General features: G+C 29.3%; 27 protein-coding genes. 25 read left to right on the top strand and 2 right to left on the bottom strand.

Going from position 1 to position 22,571, the window contains the following annotated elements; all coding sequences use genetic code 11:
• The first annotated feature begins 10 nt into the window (after positions 1–10).
• The 17 genes from rpsU (at position 11) to glyS (ending at position 13,665) form a co-directional block, all read left to right on the top strand.
• On the top strand, positions 11–190 hold the full coding sequence (gene rpsU / locus IC219_RS05250; protein WP_003416618.1) for a 30S ribosomal protein S21: 180 nt from the start codon (positions 11–13) through the stop codon (positions 188–190).
• 29 nt (positions 191–219) lie between these two features.
• Complete coding sequence (locus IC219_RS05245; protein WP_227432587.1) at positions 220–663, top strand: GatB/YqeY domain-containing protein; 444 nt, start codon at positions 220–222, stop codon at positions 661–663.
• A gap of 110 nt (positions 664–773) precedes the next feature.
• Positions 774–1,271 carry a TspO/MBR family protein gene (locus IC219_RS05240; protein WP_227432588.1) on the top strand — a complete coding sequence of 166 codons (498 nt, stop codon included), beginning with the start codon at positions 774–776 and terminating at the stop codon, positions 1,269–1,271.
• Between the two features lie 192 nt (positions 1,272–1,463).
• Positions 1,464–2,027: a ribosome hibernation-promoting factor, HPF/YfiA family gene (hpf, locus tag IC219_RS05235; RefSeq protein ID WP_227432589.1), complete on the top strand. Its 564-nt coding sequence runs from the start codon at positions 1,464–1,466 to the stop codon at positions 2,025–2,027.
• Positions 2,028–2,242: 215 nt separating this feature from the next.
• A complete protein-coding gene (locus IC219_RS05230) occupies positions 2,243–2,479 on the top strand; it encodes a YabP/YqfC family sporulation protein (protein WP_227432590.1) in 237 nt (78 codons plus the stop codon).
• A gap of 12 nt (positions 2,480–2,491) precedes the next feature.
• Positions 2,492–3,835 carry a sporulation protein YqfD gene (gene yqfD, locus IC219_RS05225; RefSeq protein ID WP_227432591.1) on the top strand — a complete coding sequence of 448 codons (1,344 nt, stop codon included), beginning with the start codon at positions 2,492–2,494 and terminating at the stop codon, positions 3,833–3,835.
• Positions 3,836–3,872: 37 nt separating this feature from the next.
• Entirely contained in the window at positions 3,873–4,889 is a 1,017-nt protein-coding gene (locus IC219_RS05220; protein ID WP_227482837.1) for a PhoH family protein, read from the top strand.
• Positions 4,890–4,945: 56 nt separating this feature from the next.
• On the top strand, positions 4,946–5,407 hold the full coding sequence (gene ybeY / locus IC219_RS05215) for an rRNA maturation RNase YbeY (RefSeq protein ID WP_227432593.1): 462 nt from the start codon (positions 4,946–4,948) through the stop codon (positions 5,405–5,407).
• Between the two features lie 5 nt (positions 5,408–5,412).
• A complete protein-coding gene (locus tag IC219_RS05210; RefSeq protein ID WP_227432594.1) occupies positions 5,413–6,132 on the top strand; it encodes a diacylglycerol kinase in 720 nt (239 codons plus the stop codon).
• 119 nt (positions 6,133–6,251) lie between these two features.
• Positions 6,252–6,653, top strand: a complete 402-nt coding sequence (locus tag IC219_RS05205) for a cytidine deaminase (RefSeq protein WP_227432595.1) — start codon at positions 6,252–6,254, stop codon at positions 6,651–6,653.
• Between the two features lie 64 nt (positions 6,654–6,717).
• A complete protein-coding gene (era, locus tag IC219_RS05200; RefSeq protein ID WP_227432596.1) occupies positions 6,718–7,611 on the top strand; it encodes a GTPase Era in 894 nt (297 codons plus the stop codon).
• Positions 7,612–7,622: 11 nt separating this feature from the next.
• Positions 7,623–9,002 (top strand): magnesium transporter, encoded by a 1,380-nt coding sequence (gene mgtE, locus IC219_RS05195; RefSeq protein ID WP_227432597.1) that lies wholly within the window; start codon positions 7,623–7,625, stop codon positions 9,000–9,002.
• 72 nt (positions 9,003–9,074) lie between these two features.
• Positions 9,075–9,230 (top strand): YqzL family protein, encoded by a 156-nt coding sequence (locus IC219_RS05190; RefSeq protein WP_227432598.1) that lies wholly within the window; start codon positions 9,075–9,077, stop codon positions 9,228–9,230.
• Positions 9,196–9,969: a DNA repair protein RecO gene (recO, locus tag IC219_RS05185; RefSeq protein ID WP_227432599.1), complete on the top strand. Its 774-nt coding sequence runs from the start codon at positions 9,196–9,198 to the stop codon at positions 9,967–9,969. The genes IC219_RS05190 and recO overlap by 35 nt, the downstream gene beginning before the upstream one ends.
• Positions 9,962–10,561, top strand: a complete 600-nt coding sequence (locus IC219_RS05180; RefSeq protein WP_227432600.1) for a DUF4342 domain-containing protein — start codon at positions 9,962–9,964, stop codon at positions 10,559–10,561. Before recO ends, IC219_RS05180 begins: the two co-directional genes overlap by 8 nt.
• A gap of 159 nt (positions 10,562–10,720) precedes the next feature.
• A complete protein-coding gene (gene glyQ, locus IC219_RS05175; RefSeq protein ID WP_227432601.1) occupies positions 10,721–11,599 on the top strand; it encodes a glycine--tRNA ligase subunit alpha in 879 nt (292 codons plus the stop codon).
• Positions 11,599–13,665, top strand: coding sequence for a glycine--tRNA ligase subunit beta (gene glyS, locus IC219_RS05170; RefSeq protein WP_227482836.1), 2,067 nt, complete (start codon positions 11,599–11,601; stop codon positions 13,663–13,665). The genes glyQ and glyS overlap by 1 nt, the downstream gene beginning before the upstream one ends.
• A 74-nt stretch (positions 13,666–13,739) precedes the next feature.
• Here the strand turns inward: glyS and IC219_RS05165 are convergent, their stop codons facing one another.
• Both IC219_RS05165 and IC219_RS21960 read right to left on the bottom strand, forming a co-directional pair.
• Complete coding sequence (locus IC219_RS05165) at positions 13,740–15,137, bottom strand: nitrite/sulfite reductase (RefSeq protein WP_413926910.1); 1,398 nt, start codon at positions 15,135–15,137, stop codon at positions 13,740–13,742.
• Positions 15,138–15,148: 11 nt separating this feature from the next.
• Complete coding sequence (locus IC219_RS21960) at positions 15,149–15,274, bottom strand: hypothetical protein (RefSeq protein ID WP_413926911.1); 126 nt, start codon at positions 15,272–15,274, stop codon at positions 15,149–15,151.
• A gap of 277 nt (positions 15,275–15,551) precedes the next feature.
• Between IC219_RS21960 and IC219_RS05160 the strand changes: the two genes are divergently transcribed.
• The 8 genes from IC219_RS05160 (at position 15,552) to IC219_RS05125 (ending at position 22,553) form a co-directional block, all read left to right on the top strand.
• A complete protein-coding gene (locus tag IC219_RS05160) occupies positions 15,552–16,319 on the top strand; it encodes an IclR family transcriptional regulator (RefSeq protein ID WP_227432604.1) in 768 nt (255 codons plus the stop codon).
• A 291-nt stretch (positions 16,320–16,610) separates the two neighbouring features.
• On the top strand, positions 16,611–16,808 hold the full coding sequence (locus tag IC219_RS05155; protein WP_227432605.1) for a 4Fe-4S dicluster domain-containing protein: 198 nt from the start codon (positions 16,611–16,613) through the stop codon (positions 16,806–16,808).
• 29 nt (positions 16,809–16,837) lie between these two features.
• Positions 16,838–17,914 carry a 3-methyl-2-oxobutanoate dehydrogenase subunit VorB gene (gene vorB, locus IC219_RS05150; protein ID WP_227830749.1) on the top strand — a complete coding sequence of 359 codons (1,077 nt, stop codon included), beginning with the start codon at positions 16,838–16,840 and terminating at the stop codon, positions 17,912–17,914.
• Positions 17,915–17,916: 2 nt separating this feature from the next.
• Positions 17,917–18,636 (top strand): thiamine pyrophosphate-dependent enzyme, encoded by a 720-nt coding sequence (locus IC219_RS05145; RefSeq protein WP_227432607.1) that lies wholly within the window; start codon positions 17,917–17,919, stop codon positions 18,634–18,636.
• A gap of 12 nt (positions 18,637–18,648) precedes the next feature.
• Positions 18,649–19,188, top strand: a complete 540-nt coding sequence (locus IC219_RS05140) for a 2-oxoacid:acceptor oxidoreductase family protein (RefSeq protein ID WP_227830748.1) — start codon at positions 18,649–18,651, stop codon at positions 19,186–19,188.
• A 158-nt stretch (positions 19,189–19,346) separates the two neighbouring features.
• The gene (gene buk / locus IC219_RS05135; RefSeq protein ID WP_227830747.1) at positions 19,347–20,405 is read left to right on the top strand and encodes a butyrate kinase; all 1,059 of its coding nucleotides are present in this window, start codon (positions 19,347–19,349) and stop codon (positions 20,403–20,405) included.
• Positions 20,406–20,422: 17 nt separating this feature from the next.
• Positions 20,423–21,316: a bifunctional enoyl-CoA hydratase/phosphate acetyltransferase gene (locus tag IC219_RS05130; protein WP_227830746.1), complete on the top strand. Its 894-nt coding sequence runs from the start codon at positions 20,423–20,425 to the stop codon at positions 21,314–21,316.
• A 28-nt stretch (positions 21,317–21,344) separates the two neighbouring features.
• Positions 21,345–22,553: a PLP-dependent aminotransferase family protein gene (locus tag IC219_RS05125; protein ID WP_227830745.1), complete on the top strand. Its 1,209-nt coding sequence runs from the start codon at positions 21,345–21,347 to the stop codon at positions 22,551–22,553.
• Positions 22,554–22,571 lie beyond the last annotated feature (18 nt).

The raw sequence follows: 22,571 nt of genomic DNA, 5'->3' as shown, positions 1-22,571 counted from the left end.
GGAAAAAGAAATGTCAGAAGTAAGAGTTAGAGAAAATGAAACATTAGACAGCGCTTTAAGAAGATTTAAGCGTCAATGTGCAATGTCTGGCATCATGTCAGAAGTAAGAAAAAGAGAGCACTATGATAAGCCAAGCGTTAAGCGTAAGAAAAAAGCTGAAGCAGCAAGAAGAAAAAACGCTAAAAAATAGTAGTAAATAAGAATAAAGAGGTGAAGGGGATGTCCCTTAAGCAAAAGTTACAAGAGGATTTGAAATCTTCGATGAAAAACAAAGATACAGTGAGAAAATCTGTAGTAACTTTAATAAGAGCTTCCATAAAGCAGTATGAAGTTGATAATAGAACTGAACTTGATGAAGATGGAATTATCGATGTAATAGCAAAACAATTAAAGCAACGTAGAGATGCATTAGTTGAATTTGAAAAAGCTGGAAGAGAAGACTTAGTAAAAGAAACAGAAGCTGAAATTGAAGTTTTAAAAGAGTACCTACCTCAACAATTAAGCGAAGAAGAGTTAGAAGAAATTGTAAAATGTACTATATCTGAAGTAGGGGCAACATCTATGAAGGATATGGGAAAAATAATGTCAGTTATTCAACCAAAAGTTAAGGGTAGAGCTGACGGAAAACTTATAAATAAGTTGGTAAAACAAAACTTACAATAGATTGATATAGCCTAGAGAGAAATCTCTAGGCTTTTTATAATTTTTGAGAATAACAAGTCATATCTGAGCATATCTATAATCAAAGAAAATTTTGAAAGAAGGGGAAAAATTTGATTATATCGGTAAAGGAAATTAGAAATTTTTTGATAAACATATCAATACCATTAATAATAGGTTATTTAAGTAGTATTTTGACCATGTTGATTAGTGGAACAGATATTTCAACGTACTATCTACAACTTACAAAACCAAGCTTTGCACCACCAGCTTTTATCTTCCCTATTGTTTGGACTATATTGTACATATTGATGGGTATATCTTCATACCTAATATTAAAAAAAGGTTACAACTTGCCTAAAGTAAGAGATGCAGTGTTTTATTATGGATTACAACTTGCATTAAATTTTGTCTGGAGTATACTATTTTTTGGATTTGGACTTAGATTTACAGCTTTAATAGACATAATAATAATGATTATGGTTTCTATAATAGTTATTTTAAAATTTTCTAAAATAGATAAGAGAGCTGGATATATAAATTTGGTTTATTTGATATGGCTGGTTTATGCTGGATTTTTGAATTATTTTATATGGTTTATTAATAAATAGAATGTAAAGGTTTTGTAAATTACCCCGTACTTTTAATAATATCATATCAAATAAAAAATGAATAGACTATTAAAAATAATCATTTTCATATACAATTATATTAATTTAAATATAATAAATGTATCAAAAATATATTTAAAGATTAACATATTAAAGTATTAGAATTGGAAAGGCTCGAAGGGAGAGGTTTTTATGCAAATAATAGTATCTGGAAGACAAATGAAATTAACTGACGGAATAAAAGGATACGTAGATGGAAAATTAAGTAGGTTAGAAAAATACCTTGATCCTGAATCAGAAGTGAAAGTAACAGTAAGTGCGAAAAAGGATAGACAGAAAGTGGAGGTTACAATAATTCCTATTAATGGTCAAATAATAAGGGCAGAAGACGTAGAAGAAGATTTATATGCAGCAATTGACATTGTTTGTGACAAATTAAGTAGACAAGTTGTAAAGTATAAGACTAAGGTTAAAGACAAAGTTCAAAATAATAAAAGCATAAGATTTGAAAATATTGACTTTATAGATAATAGTAGCGAATTTAATGATTATGACTATGATGATGAGGAAGATGAAAATATAGTTATAGAGAGAAGAAAGAAATTTAATGTAAAACCTATGAGTTCAGAAGAGGCAATTCTTCAAATGGAGTTGGTAGGACACAACTTCTATATGTTTAGAAATCAAGATAACTTTGAAATAAATATAGTATATAAGCGTAAAGCAGGTGGATATGGTTTAATAGAGCAAGACTAATAAAAAAATTGTATACTTTTTATATTTTATATACAAAAAAGTAAAAAGGTAATCATGTTGATTTTTATCAATATGATTACCTTTTTCTTGTTTAAATAATATATTAAATATTAGGTATTTACTGTCTAAAAAAATTTAAAACTACTCCATGATAGTATCAATAAAGTGCATAAATACCTATTTTAAGCATAAAATTAATTAAGGGGGTAATGCTTATGTTAGAAATATCCACTGATTTACAAGTAAATCAACCAGTTGTTACTGTTACAAGTAATACTTTTATGAGTATAGAAAATTATCTATCAATACTAGAATATGAAGTTGATTTAATAAAAATAAAGACTAAGGTAAAAACAATTAAAATATCTGGGGATAAACTTTCGCTTAAGTATATTACTGACAGTGAGATAGGTATAAAGGGAATTATATACAATGTGGAGTATGTTGATTAGGAGGAGATACACTTGATAAGTTTTATAAGGGGATACTATGTTATAGTTGTGGAAGGAGTAGGGCTTGAACAATTTTTAAATCATCTTATAAGAAATGGAATAAATGTTTACAATGTAACTAGAATAAAAAATACTAAAATCGAGTTTAATATAAATAGACAAGATATAAAAGAATTTAAGAATATTTATAGAGGAAGTAAGTTTGATATTAAGGTAAAACAAAAAACAGGAGTTCCTTTTATTATTAAAAGAATTTATAAGCACAAAGGTATGTGGATTTGTGCTATTGTTTCTTTACTTTTATTGATGTCAACATCACAATTTGTAACGGATGTATATATACAATCTCCAGAAGGTATAAAAAAAGAAACTCTTAGAAGTGAACTTTATAAAGTTGGAGTAAGACCAGGAGTATACAAAAAGAGTATTGACAGAAAAGAAGTTAGGGACCATATGATGTCAAAATTTAATGATGTCGCATATTTATCTATTAATGTAAAAGGAACCAATATATTTGTTACTGTTACAAAAAAGGCTGAATCCTTAAAATCTACAGACCAATCAAATTATTGTAATGTAATTGCTTTAAAAAATGGTATAATAGAAAAGGTAATCCCTAGAAGTGGTAAGTCTGTTGTTAAATCTGGAGATATAGTCCAAAAGGGCGCTGTTTTACTAAATGGTGCTAATACAAAATCAATACCCGAAGTATGGGCAAGTACTTTTTATGAATCTACTAAAAAGGCAAGCTATGTAGATACTGTAAATAAAAAAACTGGAGAAAAGAAAAAGGTACACACAATAAGTTTTTATGATAAAGAATTTACAATTAGAAAAAATATAAAATATAAAAATTATGTTGTTGAAAATAAAGAAAAAAGACTTTCAATGGGAGATTATACTTTCCCTATAAAAATAAAGACGAGTACTTTTTATGAAACCAAAAAAGTTGAAGTGAAAAAGAACAAAGAAGAGTTGAAAAAAGAATTATCTGAAAAAGCTTTAAAAGAATTAGAATACATAATACCAGCTTCGGCTAGAATAATAGATGTAAAACATAGCTATAAGGTTAATAAAAATATGTTAGAATATTTAATAACAGTTCAAACTAGTGAAAATATAGCTAAAATTTATCCTCTTAGTAAAGCAGAGGCAGAAAGATTTATAAAGGAAGATAGTAAACCAAAAGAGGGAGAAGAGGAAGTTCCTTCTAATCCACAAAAAAGACCAATAAATGATATAAGAAATGAGTTTAATGAGGATAATAAAGATAATAACGACCAAAATAATTCTGATGGAAATAATAGTAATCAAAATAGTAACAATAGTCAAAATAATAATAGTAACAACAATTAATAAAATTTAACCTAAAACTTGAGGAGGATTAATTCAATTGATAATACAAAAAAAATTTACAATAGCAGATGGCAATTTTGAAAGAGAGTTATTTGGCAACTTTGATGAAAATGTAAAATTGATAGAGAAAACTTTAAATATAGATGTAATACTTAGAGAAGGCAATATAATTTTAATAGGAGAAGAAAAAAATGTAGATTCTGCATTAAAACTTATGAATGAATTGCATCAAACTGTATCAAATGGTAAGCATTTAGATAAACAAAGCATTTCTTATTCATTATCTCTTTTACTTGAAGGTAGTGAGCAAAAGATAAAAGAACTTGAAGGTACAATTGTTATAACTCAAAGAGGTAAAGCTGTTCAACCTAAAACTTTAGGGCAAAAAGAGTATATAAAGCTTATAGAAAATAATGATATAACTTTTGGTGTTGGCCCTGCTGGAACAGGAAAGACTTATCTTGCTGTGGCTATGGCAGTGAAAGCTTTTAAAAGAGATGAAGTTAGTAGAATTATACTTACAAGACCAGCAGTGGAAGCTGGAGAAAGTTTAGGATTTTTACCAGGAGATTTAAAAGATAAAGTAGACCCATATTTAAGACCATTATATGATGCATTATTTGAAATGTTGGGTGCTGATAAGTTTAATAAGTATTTAGAAAGAGGTACTATAGAAGTTGCACCACTTGCATTTATGAGAGGTAGAACTCTTGATAATTCTTTTATAATATTAGATGAAGCTCAAAATACAACTTCTGAGCAAATGAAAATGTTTTTAACTAGATTAGGATTTGGTTCTAAGGCTGTAGTTACAGGTGATATAACACAAACAGATTTGCCTCAAAATAAAAAAAGTGGTCTTATACAAGCTACAGAGATTCTTAAGGGCGTTCAAGGGATAGGCTCTATAATGTTAACAGACAGAGACGTTGTAAGACATGAGCTAGTACAGAGAATAATAAGAGCTTATGAGAAGCATGATAAAAAAGAAGAATTTAAAAAAGAAGAGCGCAAAAAAATGAAAATACAGGAAAAGACTTTCAAAAGAAAGTAAAAGTGTAGTAATATAGATGTATAGCATTATTAATGAATAAAAAGTAGGTGTAATTAATGGATTTGATATTAGATGATAGACAAGATAAATTAGAAGTAAATGAAGAACTAATAGAAAAAATAAAAGATATAATTTTAGAGTGTTTGGATTATGAAGGATATGATGATAATTATGAAGTGAGTCTTTCTTTTGTAGATAATAAAGAGATTCATGAATTAAATAGAGAATATAGAGGAGTTGATAGACCAACTGATGTTTTATCATTTCCTCTTTTAAGTGATGATTTTGAAGATGTTGAATTGGAAGAAGAATCTTTAGGAGATATAGTAGTATCTCTTGAAAGAGCTTTAGAGCAAAGCATAGAATATAATCATAGCTTTGAAAGAGAAGTATGTTTTTTAATATGTCATAGTATGTTTCATCTTTTAGGGTATGACCATGATACAGATGAAAATACAAAAGAAATGAGAGAAAAAGAAGAATACATATTAAATAAGTTAAACATAACAAGGGAGTAATTCTTATGAAAACAGGAAAAACTCGTCAAGGTATAATTAAAGCTTTTAATGCAGCTATAGAAGGAATATTATATACATTTAAATTTGAAAGGAATATGAAAATACATTACTTAGGCTCAGTTGCTGTGCTTATAATAAGTTTATTTTTTAACTTTTCAAAATTGGAAATGATAATGTTACTGATGTCTATATGTTTAGTTGTAGTTGCTGAGATGTTTAATACAGCTATAGAAAAAGCAGTAGACCTGGTAACTGATGAATATCATGTACTTGCAAAAATAGCAAAAGATGTTGCAGCAGGTGGTGTACTAGTAGCAGCATTAAACTCAGTAGTAGTTGGATATATTTTATTTTATGATAAATTGACAGATATATCTGGAATGTTAATTTACAAGATAAGAGAATCAGAATTACATATAACCTTGATATGCATATTATTGGTTCTTATAGCTGTAGTAGTAGTAAAAGCATTGACTTCAACAGGGACACCTTTAAAAGGAGGTATGCCAAGTGGTCATGCTGCTTTAGCATTTGCTATAGCAACTGCAATTACACTTATGACAGAAAGAGTAGTTGCATCTACTCTTGCATATATAATGGCTGTATTGGTTGCTCAAAGTAGGATTGAGGGAAAAATACATACATTCTGGGAAACCATAGCAGGAGCTTTGTTAGGCGTGTTAATAGCAGTATTAGTATTTCAGCTTGGAATGTTTTATAATTAAAATGAATGTACATAAAATATTTAACAATGAAACAAATCTGTTACAATTAAATTTTTATGATATAATGTAGAGTATTAAATAAAAATAAATTCTAATAAGTGTATACAGGAGGAGATGTTGTGGACAACATAGAATTGTTAAAGTTGGCAGAAGATGCTAGACAACATTCTTATGCTCCTTACTCAAGTTTTAGAGTGGGTGCAGCTCTTTTGACTAAGAGTGGAAAAGTTTATACTGGATGTAATATAGAATGTGCATCATTAGGTGGAACAAATTGCGCAGAAAGAACAGCTATTTTTAAAGCTATATCAGAAGGTGATAAGGATATATATAAAATAGCAATAGCAAGTGATAACTCAGAAAATAATGAACAAACATATCCTTGTGGAATATGTAGACAAGTAATTATAGAGTTTGGTTCTGATATAAAAATAATAACAGGATATACTAAAGGAGAGGTGTTTGAGCATGATATAAAAGATTTGCTACCAAACTATTTCTCTGGAAATGATTTAAAATAAATTAAAAAACTAAAATAAATTTAAAGCAATTAAATACAAGAAGATAAAAGTTAGGAGACAGTTAATGTTCAAATCAGGATTTGTCAGTATAGTAGGTAGACCAAATGTAGGGAAATCTACTTTAATGAATAATGTAGTAGGGGAAAAGATAGCTATAATGAGTGATAAACCTCAGACTACAAGAAATACAATACAAGCAGTCTATACAGATGAAGAAACTCAAATAGTATTTTTAGATACACCAGGTATTCACAAACCTAAAAATAAATTAGGTGAATTCATGGTAAAGGCAGCAACAGAAGCTTTTAAAAATGTAGATTTAATATTATTTGTAGTTGATGATTCTAAAAAAATAGGTCCTGGAGACAGAAAAATAATAGAGGATTTAAAATCTGTTAAGACACCAATAATTCTAGTTGTAAATAAAATAGACCAACTAGGTCAAAAAGATGAATTATTTGATATAATAAAAATGTATGATAGAGAAGGTATTTTCAAAGAGATAGTACCAATATCAGCGTTAAAAGGAAAAAATACAGATACTCTAATAAAAGTTATACAAAATTACTTAGAAGAAGGACCAAAGTATTTTCCAGATTATATGATTACAGATCAACCAGAGAGAGTATTAATAGCAGAACTTATAAGAGAAAAAGTTCTTCATTATCTTAATGATGAAATACCTCATGGTGTAGCTGTTGAAATTGAAAAAATGAAAGCAAGAAATGATAAAGAAATAGTAGATGTATCTGCTGTAATATATTGTGAAAGAGATTCACATAAGGGAATAATAATAGGAAAGAATGGTAGGAAACTAAAAGGAATAGGTAAATCAGCAAGACAAGATATAGAATTACTTTTAGGTTCACAAATAAATCTCCAGTTATGGGTTAAGGTTAAAGAAAATTGGAGAAATTTACAAAATTATATAAATAATTTTGGATATAATGATAAATAAAGGTGGGTTATATGGATAGGAAACTGGATGCTTCCCAAGATTTATTATATGAAGTAAAATCATTAATTGATAATAATAAAGTATTGGAGTTAAGAGAATTAATAGAGGAATATCATATAATTGATATATTCGATATAATGGAAAATTTAGAGGAAGACATGAAAATTCAACTGTTTGAAGTACTTCCTCTAGATATGGCATCTTCTATATTAGAAGAAGGTAGTGTAGAGTTTTTTATTAGTATTTTATCTAAGTTAGATGTAGAACATGCAAAAAACATACTTGAACTTATGTCTCTTGGAGACATGGCAGATAAACTTAGTGAACTTGAAGAAGAAGAAAGAGAACATATAATAAATCTTTTAAATCAAGAAAACGCTGACTATGTAAAAGAATTATTATTCTATGATGAAGACTCTGCAGGTGGAACAATGACCACTGGATATATTTCTATAAATAAAGATATGACAGCTCTTGAGGCAATAGAACATATGAGAGAAGAAGCTGATGAAGCTGAGACTATTTATTATATATATGTAGTTGATGATGAAGAAAAGCTAGTTGGAGTATTATCTTTAAGAGAGCTAATAATAGCGAGAGATGCAAATATAGTAGAAGATTTAATGAGTGAAAATATAATTTCTGTTTATGTAGATGAAGATAGAGAAGAAGCGGTTAGGTTAGTATCGAAATACAATTTAATAGCAATTCCAGTAGTAGATAGACAAGAAAAGTTAAAAGGGATAATAACAGTAGATGATATAATAGATGTTATGGAAGAAGAAGCAACTGAAGATATGTATAAATTTGCAGGAAGTTCAGAGCATGAAAGAGAAGTTGCTGAAAAGGAAAATCCTACATTGAAAGAGCAGACAATATCAGCTCTTAGAGGTAGACTGCCATGGTTAATTATTACATTAATTGGAGGTCTATTGGCTTCTCTAATACTTTCTAATTTAGATTATATAATGAACCCTATATATGCTCCACTGGTATTTTTTATACCTGTAGTAATAGGTATGGGTGGTAATATTGGAACACAATCATCTTCTGTTACAGTAATAACACTGTCTAATAAAGATTTGAATTTTAGCAATGTGGTAAGAGAAGGTATTGTAGGAATTATTACAGGTCTTTTGTGTAGTATAATAACAGGTATTGTAATTTACTTTGTTATGAAAAAATTAGACATTGTATTAATTGTTTCAATATCATTATTTATAAATATGGTTTTGGGTGCAACAATAGGTGCATTTATGCCTGTTTTATTAAAAAAGATGGATGCAGATCCATCTACAGTTTCATCACCAATTATATCTACAGCTCTTGATATAACTGGTATAGCAGTTTATTTTATAATAACGACAGCGTTATTGTCAAAAATTGTTTAATAACTTTATGTATGATTTATCCTCTTCTTACTAAAAATATAAGTATAAATGTAAGAAGGGGGTTTTTTAAAAATGAACAATATCAGTTGGGAAGTTTTTAAAAAAACAGGCAGTATAGATGCATATCTATACTTCTGTGATTGCAAAAACCTAAGTGAAGAAGTCGAAGAAGTAAGGGAGAAAAAAGAAGACGATGATAATCCTGAACACCCAGGGGATAGTACTTAAAGCTATAAGGTACAAGGAAAGTGATATAATACTTACTCTGTTTACGAGAAAGCTTGGAAAAGTATCTGCAATAGCAAAAGGAGCTAAAAAAAATAAGAGCTCTTTACTTTCATCATCACAGTTATTTTCTTATAGCAATTTTACTTTAAAAAAACAAGGAAATATGTACAAGGTTACTCAAAGTGAAATCATAAAGAGTTTTTATAATATATCCTACGATATAGAGGCATTTTCTTATGCTACATATATTACAAAATTAGTTGAAAATTCTATACTTGAAAATCAGACTAATAATAGGTTATTTATATTACTTGCACAGACGCTGTATTTATATACACAAGAAAATACAGATAATAGATTTGTAACAGCTGCATTTGAGTTAAAGTTCTTGGACTATATAGGATTTAAACCAATAGTAAATAAATGTATTAATTGCGGAAGTAAAATTTTGCAAAATTCTATGTTTAATGTTTATGAAGGTGGTATACTATGTAGTAAGTGTAATACACTTTTTGATAATAATATAAAACTGGATTTAACAACTGTTAGTCTCATGGAATATGTATTAAGGAATGATATTTTAACATGTAGCAAAGCTAAAGTATCAAAATATATAACACATGAACTCGAAAATATACTAGAAAAATATTTGAAAGTTTATGTTGATAATATTAATCTAAAATCATTACACGTATTGCAAAGTGTAAAAAACAATAAGGGAGTGGATAATAATGAGTAGTAATATAACTATTGAAATGGTTGATTCAGTCTTTGAAAGAGTTCCAGGAGCAACTTATGCAGAAGCAAAAGAAGCATTAGTGGAATGTAATGGAGATGTAATTGAGGCAGTAATATATTTAGAAAATAAAAAGAATACTTGTAATTGTAAAGCTAAATCTGCTAAAGAAACTATGGAAGAAGTATTTGGTAAAGATGGAGAAAATATAAAATATCAATTAAAAGAACTTCTTAAAAAAAGTAGTGTTGTAAGAGTAATAGTTGAAAAAGATGGAAAAACTATGATGAATATTCCTTTAACAGTAGGAGTTGTTGGATTAGCTTTTGTACCATTAGCTACTCTAGTTGGTTTATCAGCTGCTGTTATAAGTAAATATCGTATAAAAGTTCAAAATGAAGAAGATGGTGAAGTTGTAGACTTAGGTGAATTAAATGAAGAAAAACTTCATGTTTTGAAGAATATGATAACTAATGCAGCCAAAGATGTAAAAGATGTAGTAGTTGATAAAAAAGAAGATGATAAAGATGTAACTGCTGATCTAATGAAAGAAGAATCTGAAAAGAATAATGAAAACGAAGACGAAAATAAATAGATATAAAGTGACTTTTAAAAAATGAAAAGAAGATAATTATAAGAATTATCACTAACATTGACAAATTTTATAGAATTTGATATTCTAAAAGTTGTAGAAGAACTATTAAAATAGCCTTTCGTGTAGACGAGAGGCTTTATTGTTATAGGAGGGATTTTTATGAATTTTCAAGAAATGATACTGGCATTGCAAAAATACTGGTCAAAGCAAGGTTGTATCATGATGCAACCTTACGATGTTGAAAAAGGTGCTGGAACTATGAATCCTAATACTTTTTTAAGATCATTAGGACCTGAGCCTTGGCAAGTATGCTATGTAGAGCCTTCAAGAAGACCAGCAGATGGAAGATATGGTGAAAACCCAAACAGATTATATCAACATCATCAATTCCAAGTTATACTAAAGCCATCTCCAGATAATATACAAGAATTGTATTTAGAGAGCTTAAAAGAAATTGGAATTGACCCAAGTGAACATGACATAAGATTTGTTGAAGACAACTGGGAAGCTGCCACAGTTGGTGCTTGGGGACTTGGATGGGAAGTTTGGTTAGATGGTATGGAAATAACTCAATTTACATACTTCCAACAAGTAGGTAATATTGAATGTGAGCTTGAGACAGGAGAAATTACATATGGGTTAGAAAGATTAGCTATGTACATTCAAGAAGTTGATAGTGTTTATGATTTAAAATGGAATGATAAAATAACTTATGGCGAAGTGTTTAATAAAGCTGAGTATGAAAATTCAGTGTATGCGTTTGAATTATGTGATGCAGATATGTTGTTTAATCTGTTTGATATATATGAAAAAGAAGCATTAAGACTTATGGAAAGTGGTCTTGTAATACCTTCATATGATTATGTATTAAAATGTTCTCATGCATTTAATACATTGGATGCAAGAGGAGCAATAGGTGTTAGTCAAAGAGCTTCATTTATAGGTAGAGTTAGAAATATGGCAAAAACTGTTGCAGAAACTTTTGTAAAACAAAGAGAAGAAATGGGATTCCCTCTTTTAAAGGACGGTGACAAATAATGAAAAATTATCTTTTATTTGAAATCGGTGTTGAAGAAATGCCATCAAGATTTATGGGTAGTACACTAGAACAATTAAAAAACAATCTTAATAAATTATTTGAGGAAAATAGAATATCTTTTAATAAAATAGATGCCTATGGAACACCAAGAAGATTGACTTTAGTAGTTGAAGGTTTAAGTGATAAGCAAAGTGATTTAGAAGAAGAAATAAAAGGTCCAGCTAAGAAGATTGCTGTTGATGAAGACAATAATTTCACAAAACCAGCTTTAGGATTTATAAAAAGTAAAGGATTAAGCGAATCTGATATATATTTTAAACAAGTTGGAAAAGATGAATATATTTTTGCTACTATAAAGCAAGCTGGGAAAGACACTTCAGAAGTGTTAAAAGAGATATTACCAGAAACTATAAAATCTGTAGTATTTCCAAAAGCTATGCGTTGGGGAGGAAAAAACCTAAAATTTGCAAGACCTATAAGATGGATAGTTACATTGTTAAATGATAAGGTATTAGAATTTGATTTAGAAGGAATAATATCTTCTAATGTAACAAAAGGGCATAGATTCTTAGGAGAAAGTACAATAGAAGTTAATTCTATAGAAGAATATTTTGAAAAATTAGAGAAAAATCATATAGTTTTAGACCAAAATAAGAGAAAAGAAATTATAAGAAAACAATGTATAGAAGTAGCCAATTCTTTAGGTGGCGAAGTTGAGTTTGATGAAGATTTACTTGAAGAAGTAACTTACTTAGTTGAATATCCAACTGCTTTTTATGGCGAATTTAATACAGATTATATAAAACTACCAAAAGAAGTTGTCATAACTCCTATGAAACAACATCAAAGATATTTCCCAGTTCTTAAAGAAGGAAAACTGTTACCTAACTTTATAGCTGTTAGAAATGGAGATTCTTACAGAATAGATAATGTTAAAGCTGGAAATGAAAAAGTTTTAGAAGCAAGACTTGCTGATGCTTTATTTTTCTATAGAGAAGATACTAAGAGAAACTTAGAAAGCTACATAGAAAAATTAAAAACTGTTGTTTTCCAAGTAAAATTGGGTACTATTTATGACAAAACTTTAAGACTTGAAAAACTAAGCGCTGATATACTTGATAGTTTAGGATTAGCAGATGAAAAGGCAGACACTATGAGAGCTGCTAAATTATCTAAAGCAGATTTAGTTACTGGAATGGTAGGAGAATTTGATGAATTACAAGGTTTTATGGGAAAAGAATATGCGAAGGTTGGAGGAGAAAATGATGTTGTAAGTGAAGCTATTTTTGAACATTATTTACCAAGATTTGCAGGAGATATTCTTCCTAAAACTAATGCAGGGGTAGCTTTATCAATAGCTGATAAATTAGATTCAATAGCAGGATTTTTTGCTATAGGAATACAACCAACAGGTTCTCAAGACCCATATGCTTTAAGAAGACAAGCTTTAGGTATACTTAGTATACTTATGGATAGAAAAGTAGCTGTAGACTTAAAAGTACTTATTGAACATGCTTTAGATAATTATTCTAACTTAGATTTTAATAAAGAAGATGTTGTTGAACAAATAATGAACTTCTTTAATGAAAGAGTAAAAAATCTATTTAAAGATTTAGGTATAAGATATGATGTTGTTGATGCTGTTTTAAGTTCTGATATAAATGATATTTCTGATATGCATATGAGAGCTTTAGAGCTTAATAATTGGCTAGAAAAAGATGAATTAGTGGAAATGCTTACTGCATTTAATAGAGTTTCTACTTTGGCTCAGAAAGCAGAATGTGATAAGGTTGATGAAAGTCTATTAAAAGAAGATGCTGAAATTAAGCTTTATAATGAATTTAAGCAAGTAAAAGTAAGAGTAAAAGAATTATTAAAAGATAAGAAATACGGTACTGCTTTAGATGAGTTTGCATCTTTAAGACCTGTAGTTGATAACCTATTTGATTCAGTTATGGTTATGGATAATGATGAAGCAATTAAAAATAACAGACTTGGTCTACTTAAACAAATATATGATACTATGTTAGAAATTTGTGATTTATCTAAAATAGTTTATAAATAGTATAAAAACATAAACGATTGTAAAAAATGAGATAGTTATAAGCTATCTCATTTTTTATAATCATTTATGTTAAGTCATATTTTATACTTATCAATTATTTTATTTAATAAATCATCATTTGAATCTATCCATTCATAAAAATTTTCTGATGAAACCTCAGCTATTTCATAAAGCATTTTAGGAATGTCACTAGCCTTAAAATCTCCTAGAGATTTTCCTAGTCTAGTCTTACCTATTTCAAAACTACCTCCAACAAATAATTCAAATGCATCAGTAGATACTCCATTGACATTTTTCTTTTTACCACATAATCCTATGCTACCAATTTGGTGAACACCACATGAATTTAGACATCCTGAAATATACAGTTTAGGAGCTTTACTTAAAACTTCTTCATTGTTTTGTAATCTAAAATAATCTATTATCTCATGTAATATTTTTTGGCTATTTTGTATACCCATCTGGCAAATAGGAACACCTATGCAGGAGATACTCTGTTCTAATTGAGAGTTACAACTAATAGTCTTGCTTATTTCTAATATCCTTTTTGCCTCATTTCCATCTAAATTTAGAATGTACAAGCCTTCTGTCATACCTAATCTAATCATAGGATTTTTAATATTATCTAACCCTTGAAGTAAAAGTTTTAAATCTTTATTAGATAATAGACCTCCAATTGGATGTATATATACAGTATATAAGCCAGATTGTTTTTGATGTATTAATCTAGAGTCATGTAAATCTATCTTAATTCCAGGTTTAGAATAGTCGATTTGTTCAACATTAAGTTCAAGATTACCTTTTTCTTTTTCTAATTTATAGTATTCTTTAAATTTTTCTAAAAACATATTTTCTCCAAGCGTTTCAACCATATATCTAACCCTAGCTTTGTTTTTATTTTCATAATTACCATAAGCCATAAAGAATTTAATCATTCCTTCTACACAATATAATGCATCTTTAGGTTTTATAACTTCATCAAGTTCTAAAGCAACTTTAGGTTGTTTACCTAAACCTCCACCTAAGAAAACTCTAAAATATGGTTTGCCATTTTTTAGAGTAGCTACAAATCCTAAGTCTTGTATACTACAATGGGCAGAATCTGTGTAACAACTAGAATAGGAAACTTTTAGTTTCCTAGGTAAGTGATATGTAGTAGCATTTTTGATAAAATATTTATCAGTAGCAACTGCATAAGGGGTAACATCAAAAGCTTCGTCAGGGTCAACTCCTGATAATGGAGATAAGCCTACATTTCTAGGATAGTTACCACCACCGCCTCTAGTGAAGATATCATTTTTTATTCCCTCTTCCATAATATCAACTATAGAGTCTATAGACAAGTCATGTAATTGTATAGCTTGTCTAGTTGTTAAGTGTATCTTATCTAGCTTATGTTTGGTAGCCATTTGGTAAATTTTTTTAAGTTGAGATTTCGACAATACCCCAGCAGATACTCGAAGTCTTATCATAAATGATTTTTTTAAACTCCATATCCACCAGAAAATCCTTTGTATTGCATTTTATTTATTTCTCCATTTAATAATTTTAAAGAATATTCTTTAAAATTATCTAGTTCATTTAACAATGTCTCTTTTAAATTATCCATTATTTCACCTCATTATTAGACTTGTATAAAAATAAATATGCTGTATAATTATATATATATTATTATCTAGAGTTGGTAAAAATATAACAGTAGAGTACTATTAAAAGTCAAAATAAGGAACATATACTTAGTATGACTCTTTATTTTGTTAAATAAGTATAATATTTTTGTTTTATAAAATATAATTAAGATAAATAGATAATTTTGTAATTTTAATATATAATATTTAGTATAGTGTTGAATAAACGCTTAATATTCGCAGGAGGAGTACTTGTATATGGGAGAAATAATAAATGCATTAGATAGAGCCCTAGACATAATTTTGCTATTATATCATGAAAAGAGAGAAATGGGAATAACTGAAATAAGTAAGATTATGGGAGTATATAAGAGTACTATACATAGAACTTTAGTAACTCTTGAAAACAAAGGTTTTGTTATACAAAACACTGAGAATGGTAAGTATTGGTTGGGAATAAATTTATATGCAATAGGTATGGTTGTGGGAGAACAGATGTCATTGACTGAAATAGTAAAACCATATACGAAAAAATTAAATCAAGAATTTAACGAAGTGGTGAATGTGTCTATACTAGAAGAAAGAGCTCAAGATTCTCCAAGAAGTATCATAATACATAAAGAATATGGTTCAAATCAATTACTCTCAGTAAATCCGTCAGTTGGTTCTAGTAGCGAATGTTATTGTTCAGCGGTTGGGAAATGTCTTATGGCATTTAATGATTCTATAGATTTTGAAAAATACAGAAAAACTCCAATACACAAATATACAGAACATACAATTGATAATTGGGATGATATGATGATTTTTTTGGCAAAAATAAAAGAGCAAGGATATGCTCTAGATGACCAAGAACTAGAACATGGTTTAACTTGTATTGGAGCACCTATTTTGGATAAAAACAATAAAGCTATAGCAGCAATAAGTCTATCAGGTCCTACTATAAGGATGCGAGAAGGAGACTTTGAATATAAAATTAAAAGGGTTATAGAAACTGCAAAGAGCATATCTGAACTTTTTAGATAATTTTAAGAAATAAATTTGAATAATAAAAAGAGACTAAATTTAAATTGTTATTTGTAAATACCAGTTTAGATAGGGTCTCTTTTTTATTGAATATAAAAATTAAATATTTTTAAAATTGAAAAAATTATTGAAATATATAAGCGAATGTGATATCTTTTAATTAAGCAATACAAAACAGAACAGTGTTCTAAAGAATAGAACAATAATAAAATATATATAATAAACCCACATGAATATTATATATTTAAAATTAGGTAAAAAAATTACTACATAAGAGGGGAGATTTGAAAAATGGAAAAAGTCAAGTTGAGTGTTGAAAGATGTAAGGGGTGTTATCTTTGTATTGAAGCTTGCAAAAAAGAAGCAATAAGTCTTTCTGATTACACAAATAAAAAAGGCTTTGTAACAGTCAAAGTCGATGAAGAAAAGTGTGTTCAATGTGGCGCTTGTTATACAATGTGTCCTGATTTAGTATTTGAGATATTATAAATAACTTTTTATTGGAAGGGAGAAAACGTATGCAAAGTTTATTAATTAAGGGAAATGAAGCCTTAGCAGAAGGAGCTATACGTGGTGGATGTAGATTTTATGCAGGTTATCCAATAACACCACAATCAGAAATATTAGAAATGATGGCTTGGAGACAAAAAGAGGTTGGAGGAGTATTTATTCAAGGTGAATCTGAAATAGCCAGCGTAAATATGGTTATGGGGGCAAGTGCACTTGGAGCAAGAGCTATGACATCTTCATCTGGACCTGGATTTTCATTAAAACAAGAAGGAATTGCATATTGGGTATCAGCTGGTTTACCAGCAGTTGTAGCATGTGTACAGAGATATGGTATAGGAGATGGATTTATAGGAGCTGGTCAAGATAATTACTGGCAAGCTGTAAAAGGTGGAGGAAATGGAGATTATCATTTAATTGTATTAGCACCTAATAGTGTTCAAGAAAATATGGATATGGCATATGAGTCTTTTGAATTAGCTGAAAAATATATGCATCCAGTACTTATACTTTCTGATGCTACAATAGGTCAAATGGTAGAACCTTGTATAGCACCACCAATGAAAGAATATGATAAGGATAACGCTCCATGGGCAGCAAAAGGAACTCCTGTTGGAGAAAAAAATAAAGTAATAACTGATATAACATATTTTGAGGACCAAGATACATGGCAAAAAGGTTATATAGAAAAAATGAGAAAAGTTCAAGAAAATGAACAAAGATGGGAAGAAATAGAGATAGAAGATGCAGATGTGGTATTTGTTGCATATGGAATTTCTTCAAGAATAGCAGAAGGCGCAGTTAGAGATGCAAGAGCAAGAGGTATAAAACTTGGATTAATAAGACCAAAAACATTGTGGCCTTACCCAAGAAAAGCTTTTAAAAAATTAAAAGATTCATTAAAAGGGCTTGTAACAGTTGAAATGAATATGATGGCACAAATGAAGGAAGATGTAATTATAGCATGTAATAATAGATTCCCAGTATATTCAGTAGCAACAGCTCAATATATGGCAGAAGTAAATCAATTAATAGATTTTGCTCAAGAGATTATAGATGGAAAAGCTAAGCAAGAGGAGGTATTTTAATTATGGCTAAAAAAGCACCAGCAATAATGATGTGTGAAAATATGTTCTGTGGAGGCTGTGGACACTCTATAGTCGATAGAATTATTGGAGAAGTATTAACAGAAATGAATATATGTCAAGATACGATTATATGCTCAGATATAGGATGTAATCATATGTTTCAATTTAGTATGAATGTAGATGTTGTTGTTCCTCCTCATGGTAAAATGGGTGCAGCTATGGCAGCTATGAAAAGAGTTAGACCAGATAAATATATATTTACAATAGCTGGAGATGGTGGAGCTTATGCAATAGGGCTTGGAGAAACTATGTCAGCTGCTACTAGAAATGATAATGTAATATTTTTAGTTATGAATAATAATATGTTTGCAATGACAGGTGGGCAAATGGCTCCAACTACTGTACAAGGTCAACATACAGCTTCTACTCCAGCAGGTAGAACATATGAAGACCATGGCTCAACATTTGATGTTGTAAAAGTTATGGGAAATTTAGATATAGCATATTTGGCAAGAGGAACAATAACTAACCCTAAAGAAATAAATACAACAAAAAGATATATCAAAAAAGCACTTGAAAAACAAAAAGATAAAAAGGGCTTTTGCTTAATAGAAATACTTGTACCATGTCCAACAAACTGGGGATTAAAGCCAGTAGATGCTATGAAGAGAATAGAAAACGAACTTGTTCCAAAGTATCCACTTGGAGAATTTATTGATTAGGGAGGAAATAATATGTTAAATGAAATTATATGTGCTGGTTTTGGAGGACAGGGAGTTCTTACAGCAGGAAAAATTATAATGTATGTTGCATATAAGGCAGAAAAGAAGATTACATGGTTCCCATCTTATGGAAATGAGATGAGAGGAGGAAGTGCAAATTGTAATGTTGTTGTAAGTGATGAAAAAATTGCAAATCCTTGTGTAAAAAATCCAGATATCTTATTGGGAATGAATAGTGTATCAGTAGATAAGTATGAGAGTTTAATGAAAGCAAATGGTTATATGTTTGTCAATGAATCACTAGTAAATAAGGATAGAAAATATAGAGAAGATATTAATGTTATAAAAGTACCTGTTACTGAAATAGCTCAAAATTTAGGTAATGAAAAATCTGCTAATATTTGTATGTTAGGTGCTATGGTGAAGAAATTAGATTTATTCACAAAAGAAGAATTTGAAAGTGGTATGTGTGAATACTTTGAAAATCAAGGTAAAGGAAAGTTTAATGCCAAAAATGTAGAAGCATTTGAAGCTGGATATGACTATGAGTGAATATTTTAAATATTTAAAATTATTATTGAAATACTCATTTTTATGTGTTAGTATTTAATTAATAAAATATAGAACGTCGTTCTGAGTGATAGGACGACAAAAATTTTAAAAAATTAACAGAACGACGTTCTACAGTATGAAACCGAGGAGGCGTTGAAGTGAGAATTTTAGTAATTAATCCTGGTGGTACATCTACAAAGATTTCTGTATTTCAAGATAAAGATGAAGTTTTGAAAAAAAATATAACTCATACAAGAGAAGATTTAAAAAAATTTTCCAAGGTATTTGATGAATATGATTATAGAAAGCAATTAATAGTGGATGTTTTAAGTAGTGAAAATCATGATATAAATTCTTTTGATGCAGTAGTGGGTCGTGGTGGACTTATGAAGGCTATAAAAGGTGGTACCTATATTGTAAGTAAAGAAATGATTGAGGACATGAGAAATGAAATAAATGGAGAACATGCATCAAACTTAGGTGCCTTGTTAGCTAAGACTATAGCAGATGAAATAGGAGTTCAATCATTTGTAGTAGACCCAGTTTCTGTAGATGAATTTGATGATGTATCAAGGATTACAGGTATATCAGATATAGAAAAAGCTAGCTGGCTGCATGCACTAAATCATAAGGCTGTATCAAGAAAAATAGCACAAAAACTAGGTGGAAAATATGAAGATTATAACTTTATTGTAGCTCATCTAGGTTCTGGAATATCAATTGTAGCACATAAAAAAGGAAAAATGATAGATGGAAGTGGTGGAAGGTCTGATGGTCCATTTTCGCCAGAAAGAAGTGGAGGATTACTTGCATACCCTCTTATAGAATTATGCTACTCAGGAAAATATACTCACGATGAAATGGTTGCAAAAGTAAGCTCAATTGGGGGTATGTACGATTATTTAGGAACAAAAGATATGATAGAAATTGAAAATAGAATTAAAGATGGTGATGAAAAAGCTAAACTTATAATGGATGCATTCATCTATCAAACAGCTAAAGAAATTTCTATGTATGGAGCATCACTTTCTGGAGATATAGATAGAATTATTTTAACAGGGGGAATATCGCATTCGGAAATGGTGATTAAAGGAATAATGGAAAAAGTTTCATATTTAGCACCAGTAGAAATAGTGGCAGGTGAGATGGAAATGGAAGCACTTGCTCTTGGAGCTCTTAGAGTACTTAATGGAGAAGAAATGGCAAAAACTTATTAATATTTAGGAGAAAAAATATGTTAAAAGATTTTAATAATTTATTAGAAGAAGCTAAAAAGCTTGAACCTGTTATTGTAAGTGTTGCTGTTGCAGAAGATGAAGAAGTGTTAAAAGCTGTAAAATCAGCAACAGATTTAAATCTTATAAAACCAATTCTCGTAGGCAATAAAGATAAAATAGAAAATATATCAAAAGAGATTGGACTAAAGGGATATGAAATAATAGGGTGTCAAAATCCTGATGAATCAGTTAAAAAAGCTGTAGAAGTAGTTAAAAATAAGGATGCTAAAGTTCTTATGAAGGGGTTAGTAAATACAAGTGTTTATATGAGAGCTATATTAAATAAAGAGTTTGGTCTTAGAACAGGAAGACTTTTAAGTTTACTTGCAGTATATGAATTGCCTCAATACCACAAACTTCTTTATTGTACAGATAGTGGTATAAATGTATCTCCAAATTTAAATCAAAAAAAAGATATATTGATAAATTCACTTCTTACTATGAAGAGTATAGGTATGGAAAATCCTAAAACTGCTATACTTACTGCAAATGAAATGGTAGACCCCAAAATACAATCTACAGTAGATGCTAATTCACTTGTAGAGATGGTAAAATTAGGAGAAATACCAAATTGTATAGTAGAAGGTCCAATAGCCTTTGATGTTGCATTTGATGCATATGCAGCAAAGCATAAAGGTATCGAAAGTAATATTGCTGGCGATGTTGACTTACTTGTATTTCCAAATATAGAGGCAGGAAACATATTAGGAAAGTCATGGCTTAGATTCAATAAAGCTAAGTGGGCAGGGATTGTTTTGGGGGCAACAAATCCAATAATTTTAGGTTCACGCTCTGATACAGCCGAAATTAAAATAAATTCAATAGCACTAGCCTGCTTAGCATCACAATAAGAAATTATTTAAAAGGGGATGAATTATTATGAAATATGCAAAAAGAATGGATATGGTAAAGGCTTCAGCTATAAGAGACTCTCAAAAGAAGATAGCTCAAAAAGTGGCAAGTGGTGGAACTGTTATATCTTTTGCAGCAGGACTTCCTGACCCAAACTTATTTCCAATAAAAGAAATAAGTGAAGTAACTAAGCAAGTACTTGATGAAAGAGGAAAATTTGCTTTAGCTTATGGACCTACTAAAGGTGAAGATGAGTTGTTAGAAATAATAGCTAAGAGAATGAAAGAAGAAGAAAATATTGAAACAAAACCAGAAAATATTATAATAACTACTGGTTCACAACAAGGTATAGCTCTTAGTGCTATGATTTTATTACAAAAAGGAGATATAGTAGTTACAGAAAATCCAAGTTACTTAGGTGCAATAAATGCATTTAGACCTTATGAATGTGATTTTTTAGGAGTAGATACAGATGAAGAAGGAATGGTAACAGAAGATTTAGATAAATTATTATCTGAAAATTCAAACATAAAGGTGATATATGTAATACCAACATTCCAAAATCCTACAGGAAAAACATGGTCTTTACAAAGAAGAAAAGGTTTTATGGAAGTTGTAAACAAGTATGATGTCATAGTAATAGAAGATAATCCTTATGGAGAAATAAGATTTACACAAGAACCACTACCTACACTTAAATCACTTGATACTAAAGATAAAGTATTATATCTAGGGTCATTTTCAAAAGTGTTATGTCCAGGATTTAGAGTTGCTTGGATGTGTGGGAATATAGATATTATAGATAAAGCAGAACTTTTAAAGCAAGGTATCGATTTACAATCAAATCAATTTTCTCAAGTACAGGTAATAGAATACTTAAAGAAGTATAATTTAAATGAACATGTAGAAAAAATAAGAGCTGAGTATAAAAAAAGATGTTTCTTGATGTTAGAAACTATGAAAAAATATTTTCCAGAAGAAGCAAAATATACAGAACCAGATGGAGGTATGTTTATATGGGTTGAACTTCCTGAAAGTATAAATGTAGATAATTTACTAGATAAAGCTATTGATGCTGGAGTTGCCTATGTTTCTGGAGAATCATTCTTTGCAAATAATGGTCCAAAAAATACTATGAGACTTAATTATACAACAATGTCAGAAGAGCAAATAGTTGAAGGGATTAAAATACTTGCAGAAGTTATAAAAAAAGAACTCAATTATGCTTGTGAATAAATATTAAAAGTGAGGGCT

It is taken from the genome of Clostridioides sp. ES-W-0018-02 (genome assembly GCF_020658175.1).
GTDB lineage: Bacteria > Bacillota > Clostridia > Peptostreptococcales > Peptostreptococcaceae > Clostridioides.
The sequence above is the reverse complement of the archived record's forward strand: the minus strand, read 5'-3'. Positions and strand labels throughout refer to the sequence as shown.

Bases quoted from the DNA above. Each gene is read 5' to 3' on its own strand.
- rpsU (WP_003416618.1), top strand. From the start codon at position 11: ATGTCAGAAGTAAGAGTTAGAGAAAATGAAACATTAGACAGCGCTTTA.
- IC219_RS05245 (WP_227432587.1), top strand. From the start codon at position 220: ATGTCCCTTAAGCAAAAGTTACAAGAGGATTTGAAATCTTCGATGAAA.
- hpf (WP_227432589.1), top strand. From the start codon at position 1,464: ATGCAAATAATAGTATCTGGAAGACAAATGAAATTAACTGACGGAATA.
- IC219_RS05230 (WP_227432590.1), top strand. From the start codon at position 2,243: ATGTTAGAAATATCCACTGATTTACAAGTAAATCAACCAGTTGTTACT.
- ybeY (WP_227432593.1), top strand. From the start codon at position 4,946: ATGGATTTGATATTAGATGATAGACAAGATAAATTAGAAGTAAATGAA.
- IC219_RS05210 (WP_227432594.1), top strand. From the start codon at position 5,413: ATGAAAACAGGAAAAACTCGTCAAGGTATAATTAAAGCTTTTAATGCA.
- era (WP_227432596.1), top strand. From the start codon at position 6,718: ATGTTCAAATCAGGATTTGTCAGTATAGTAGGTAGACCAAATGTAGGG.
- mgtE (WP_227432597.1), top strand. From the start codon at position 7,623: ATGGATAGGAAACTGGATGCTTCCCAAGATTTATTATATGAAGTAAAA.
- IC219_RS05190 (WP_227432598.1), top strand. From the start codon at position 9,075: ATGAACAATATCAGTTGGGAAGTTTTTAAAAAAACAGGCAGTATAGAT.
- recO (WP_227432599.1), top strand. From the start codon at position 9,196: ATGATAATCCTGAACACCCAGGGGATAGTACTTAAAGCTATAAGGTAC.
- IC219_RS05180 (WP_227432600.1), top strand. From the start codon at position 9,962: ATGAGTAGTAATATAACTATTGAAATGGTTGATTCAGTCTTTGAAAGA.
- glyQ (WP_227432601.1), top strand. From the start codon at position 10,721: ATGAATTTTCAAGAAATGATACTGGCATTGCAAAAATACTGGTCAAAG.
- glyS (WP_227482836.1), top strand. From the start codon at position 11,599: ATGAAAAATTATCTTTTATTTGAAATCGGTGTTGAAGAAATGCCATCA.
- IC219_RS05165 (WP_413926910.1), bottom strand. From the start codon at position 15,137: ATGATAAGACTTCGAGTATCTGCTGGGGTATTGTCGAAATCTCAACTT.
- IC219_RS21960 (WP_413926911.1), bottom strand. From the start codon at position 15,274: ATGGATAATTTAAAAGAGACATTGTTAAATGAACTAGATAATTTTAAA.
- IC219_RS05160 (WP_227432604.1), top strand. From the start codon at position 15,552: ATGGGAGAAATAATAAATGCATTAGATAGAGCCCTAGACATAATTTTG.
- IC219_RS05155 (WP_227432605.1), top strand. From the start codon at position 16,611: ATGGAAAAAGTCAAGTTGAGTGTTGAAAGATGTAAGGGGTGTTATCTT.
- vorB (WP_227830749.1), top strand. From the start codon at position 16,838: ATGCAAAGTTTATTAATTAAGGGAAATGAAGCCTTAGCAGAAGGAGCT.
- IC219_RS05145 (WP_227432607.1), top strand. From the start codon at position 17,917: ATGGCTAAAAAAGCACCAGCAATAATGATGTGTGAAAATATGTTCTGT.
- IC219_RS05140 (WP_227830748.1), top strand. From the start codon at position 18,649: ATGTTAAATGAAATTATATGTGCTGGTTTTGGAGGACAGGGAGTTCTT.
- IC219_RS05130 (WP_227830746.1), top strand. From the start codon at position 20,423: ATGTTAAAAGATTTTAATAATTTATTAGAAGAAGCTAAAAAGCTTGAA.
- IC219_RS05125 (WP_227830745.1), top strand. From the start codon at position 21,345: ATGAAATATGCAAAAAGAATGGATATGGTAAAGGCTTCAGCTATAAGA.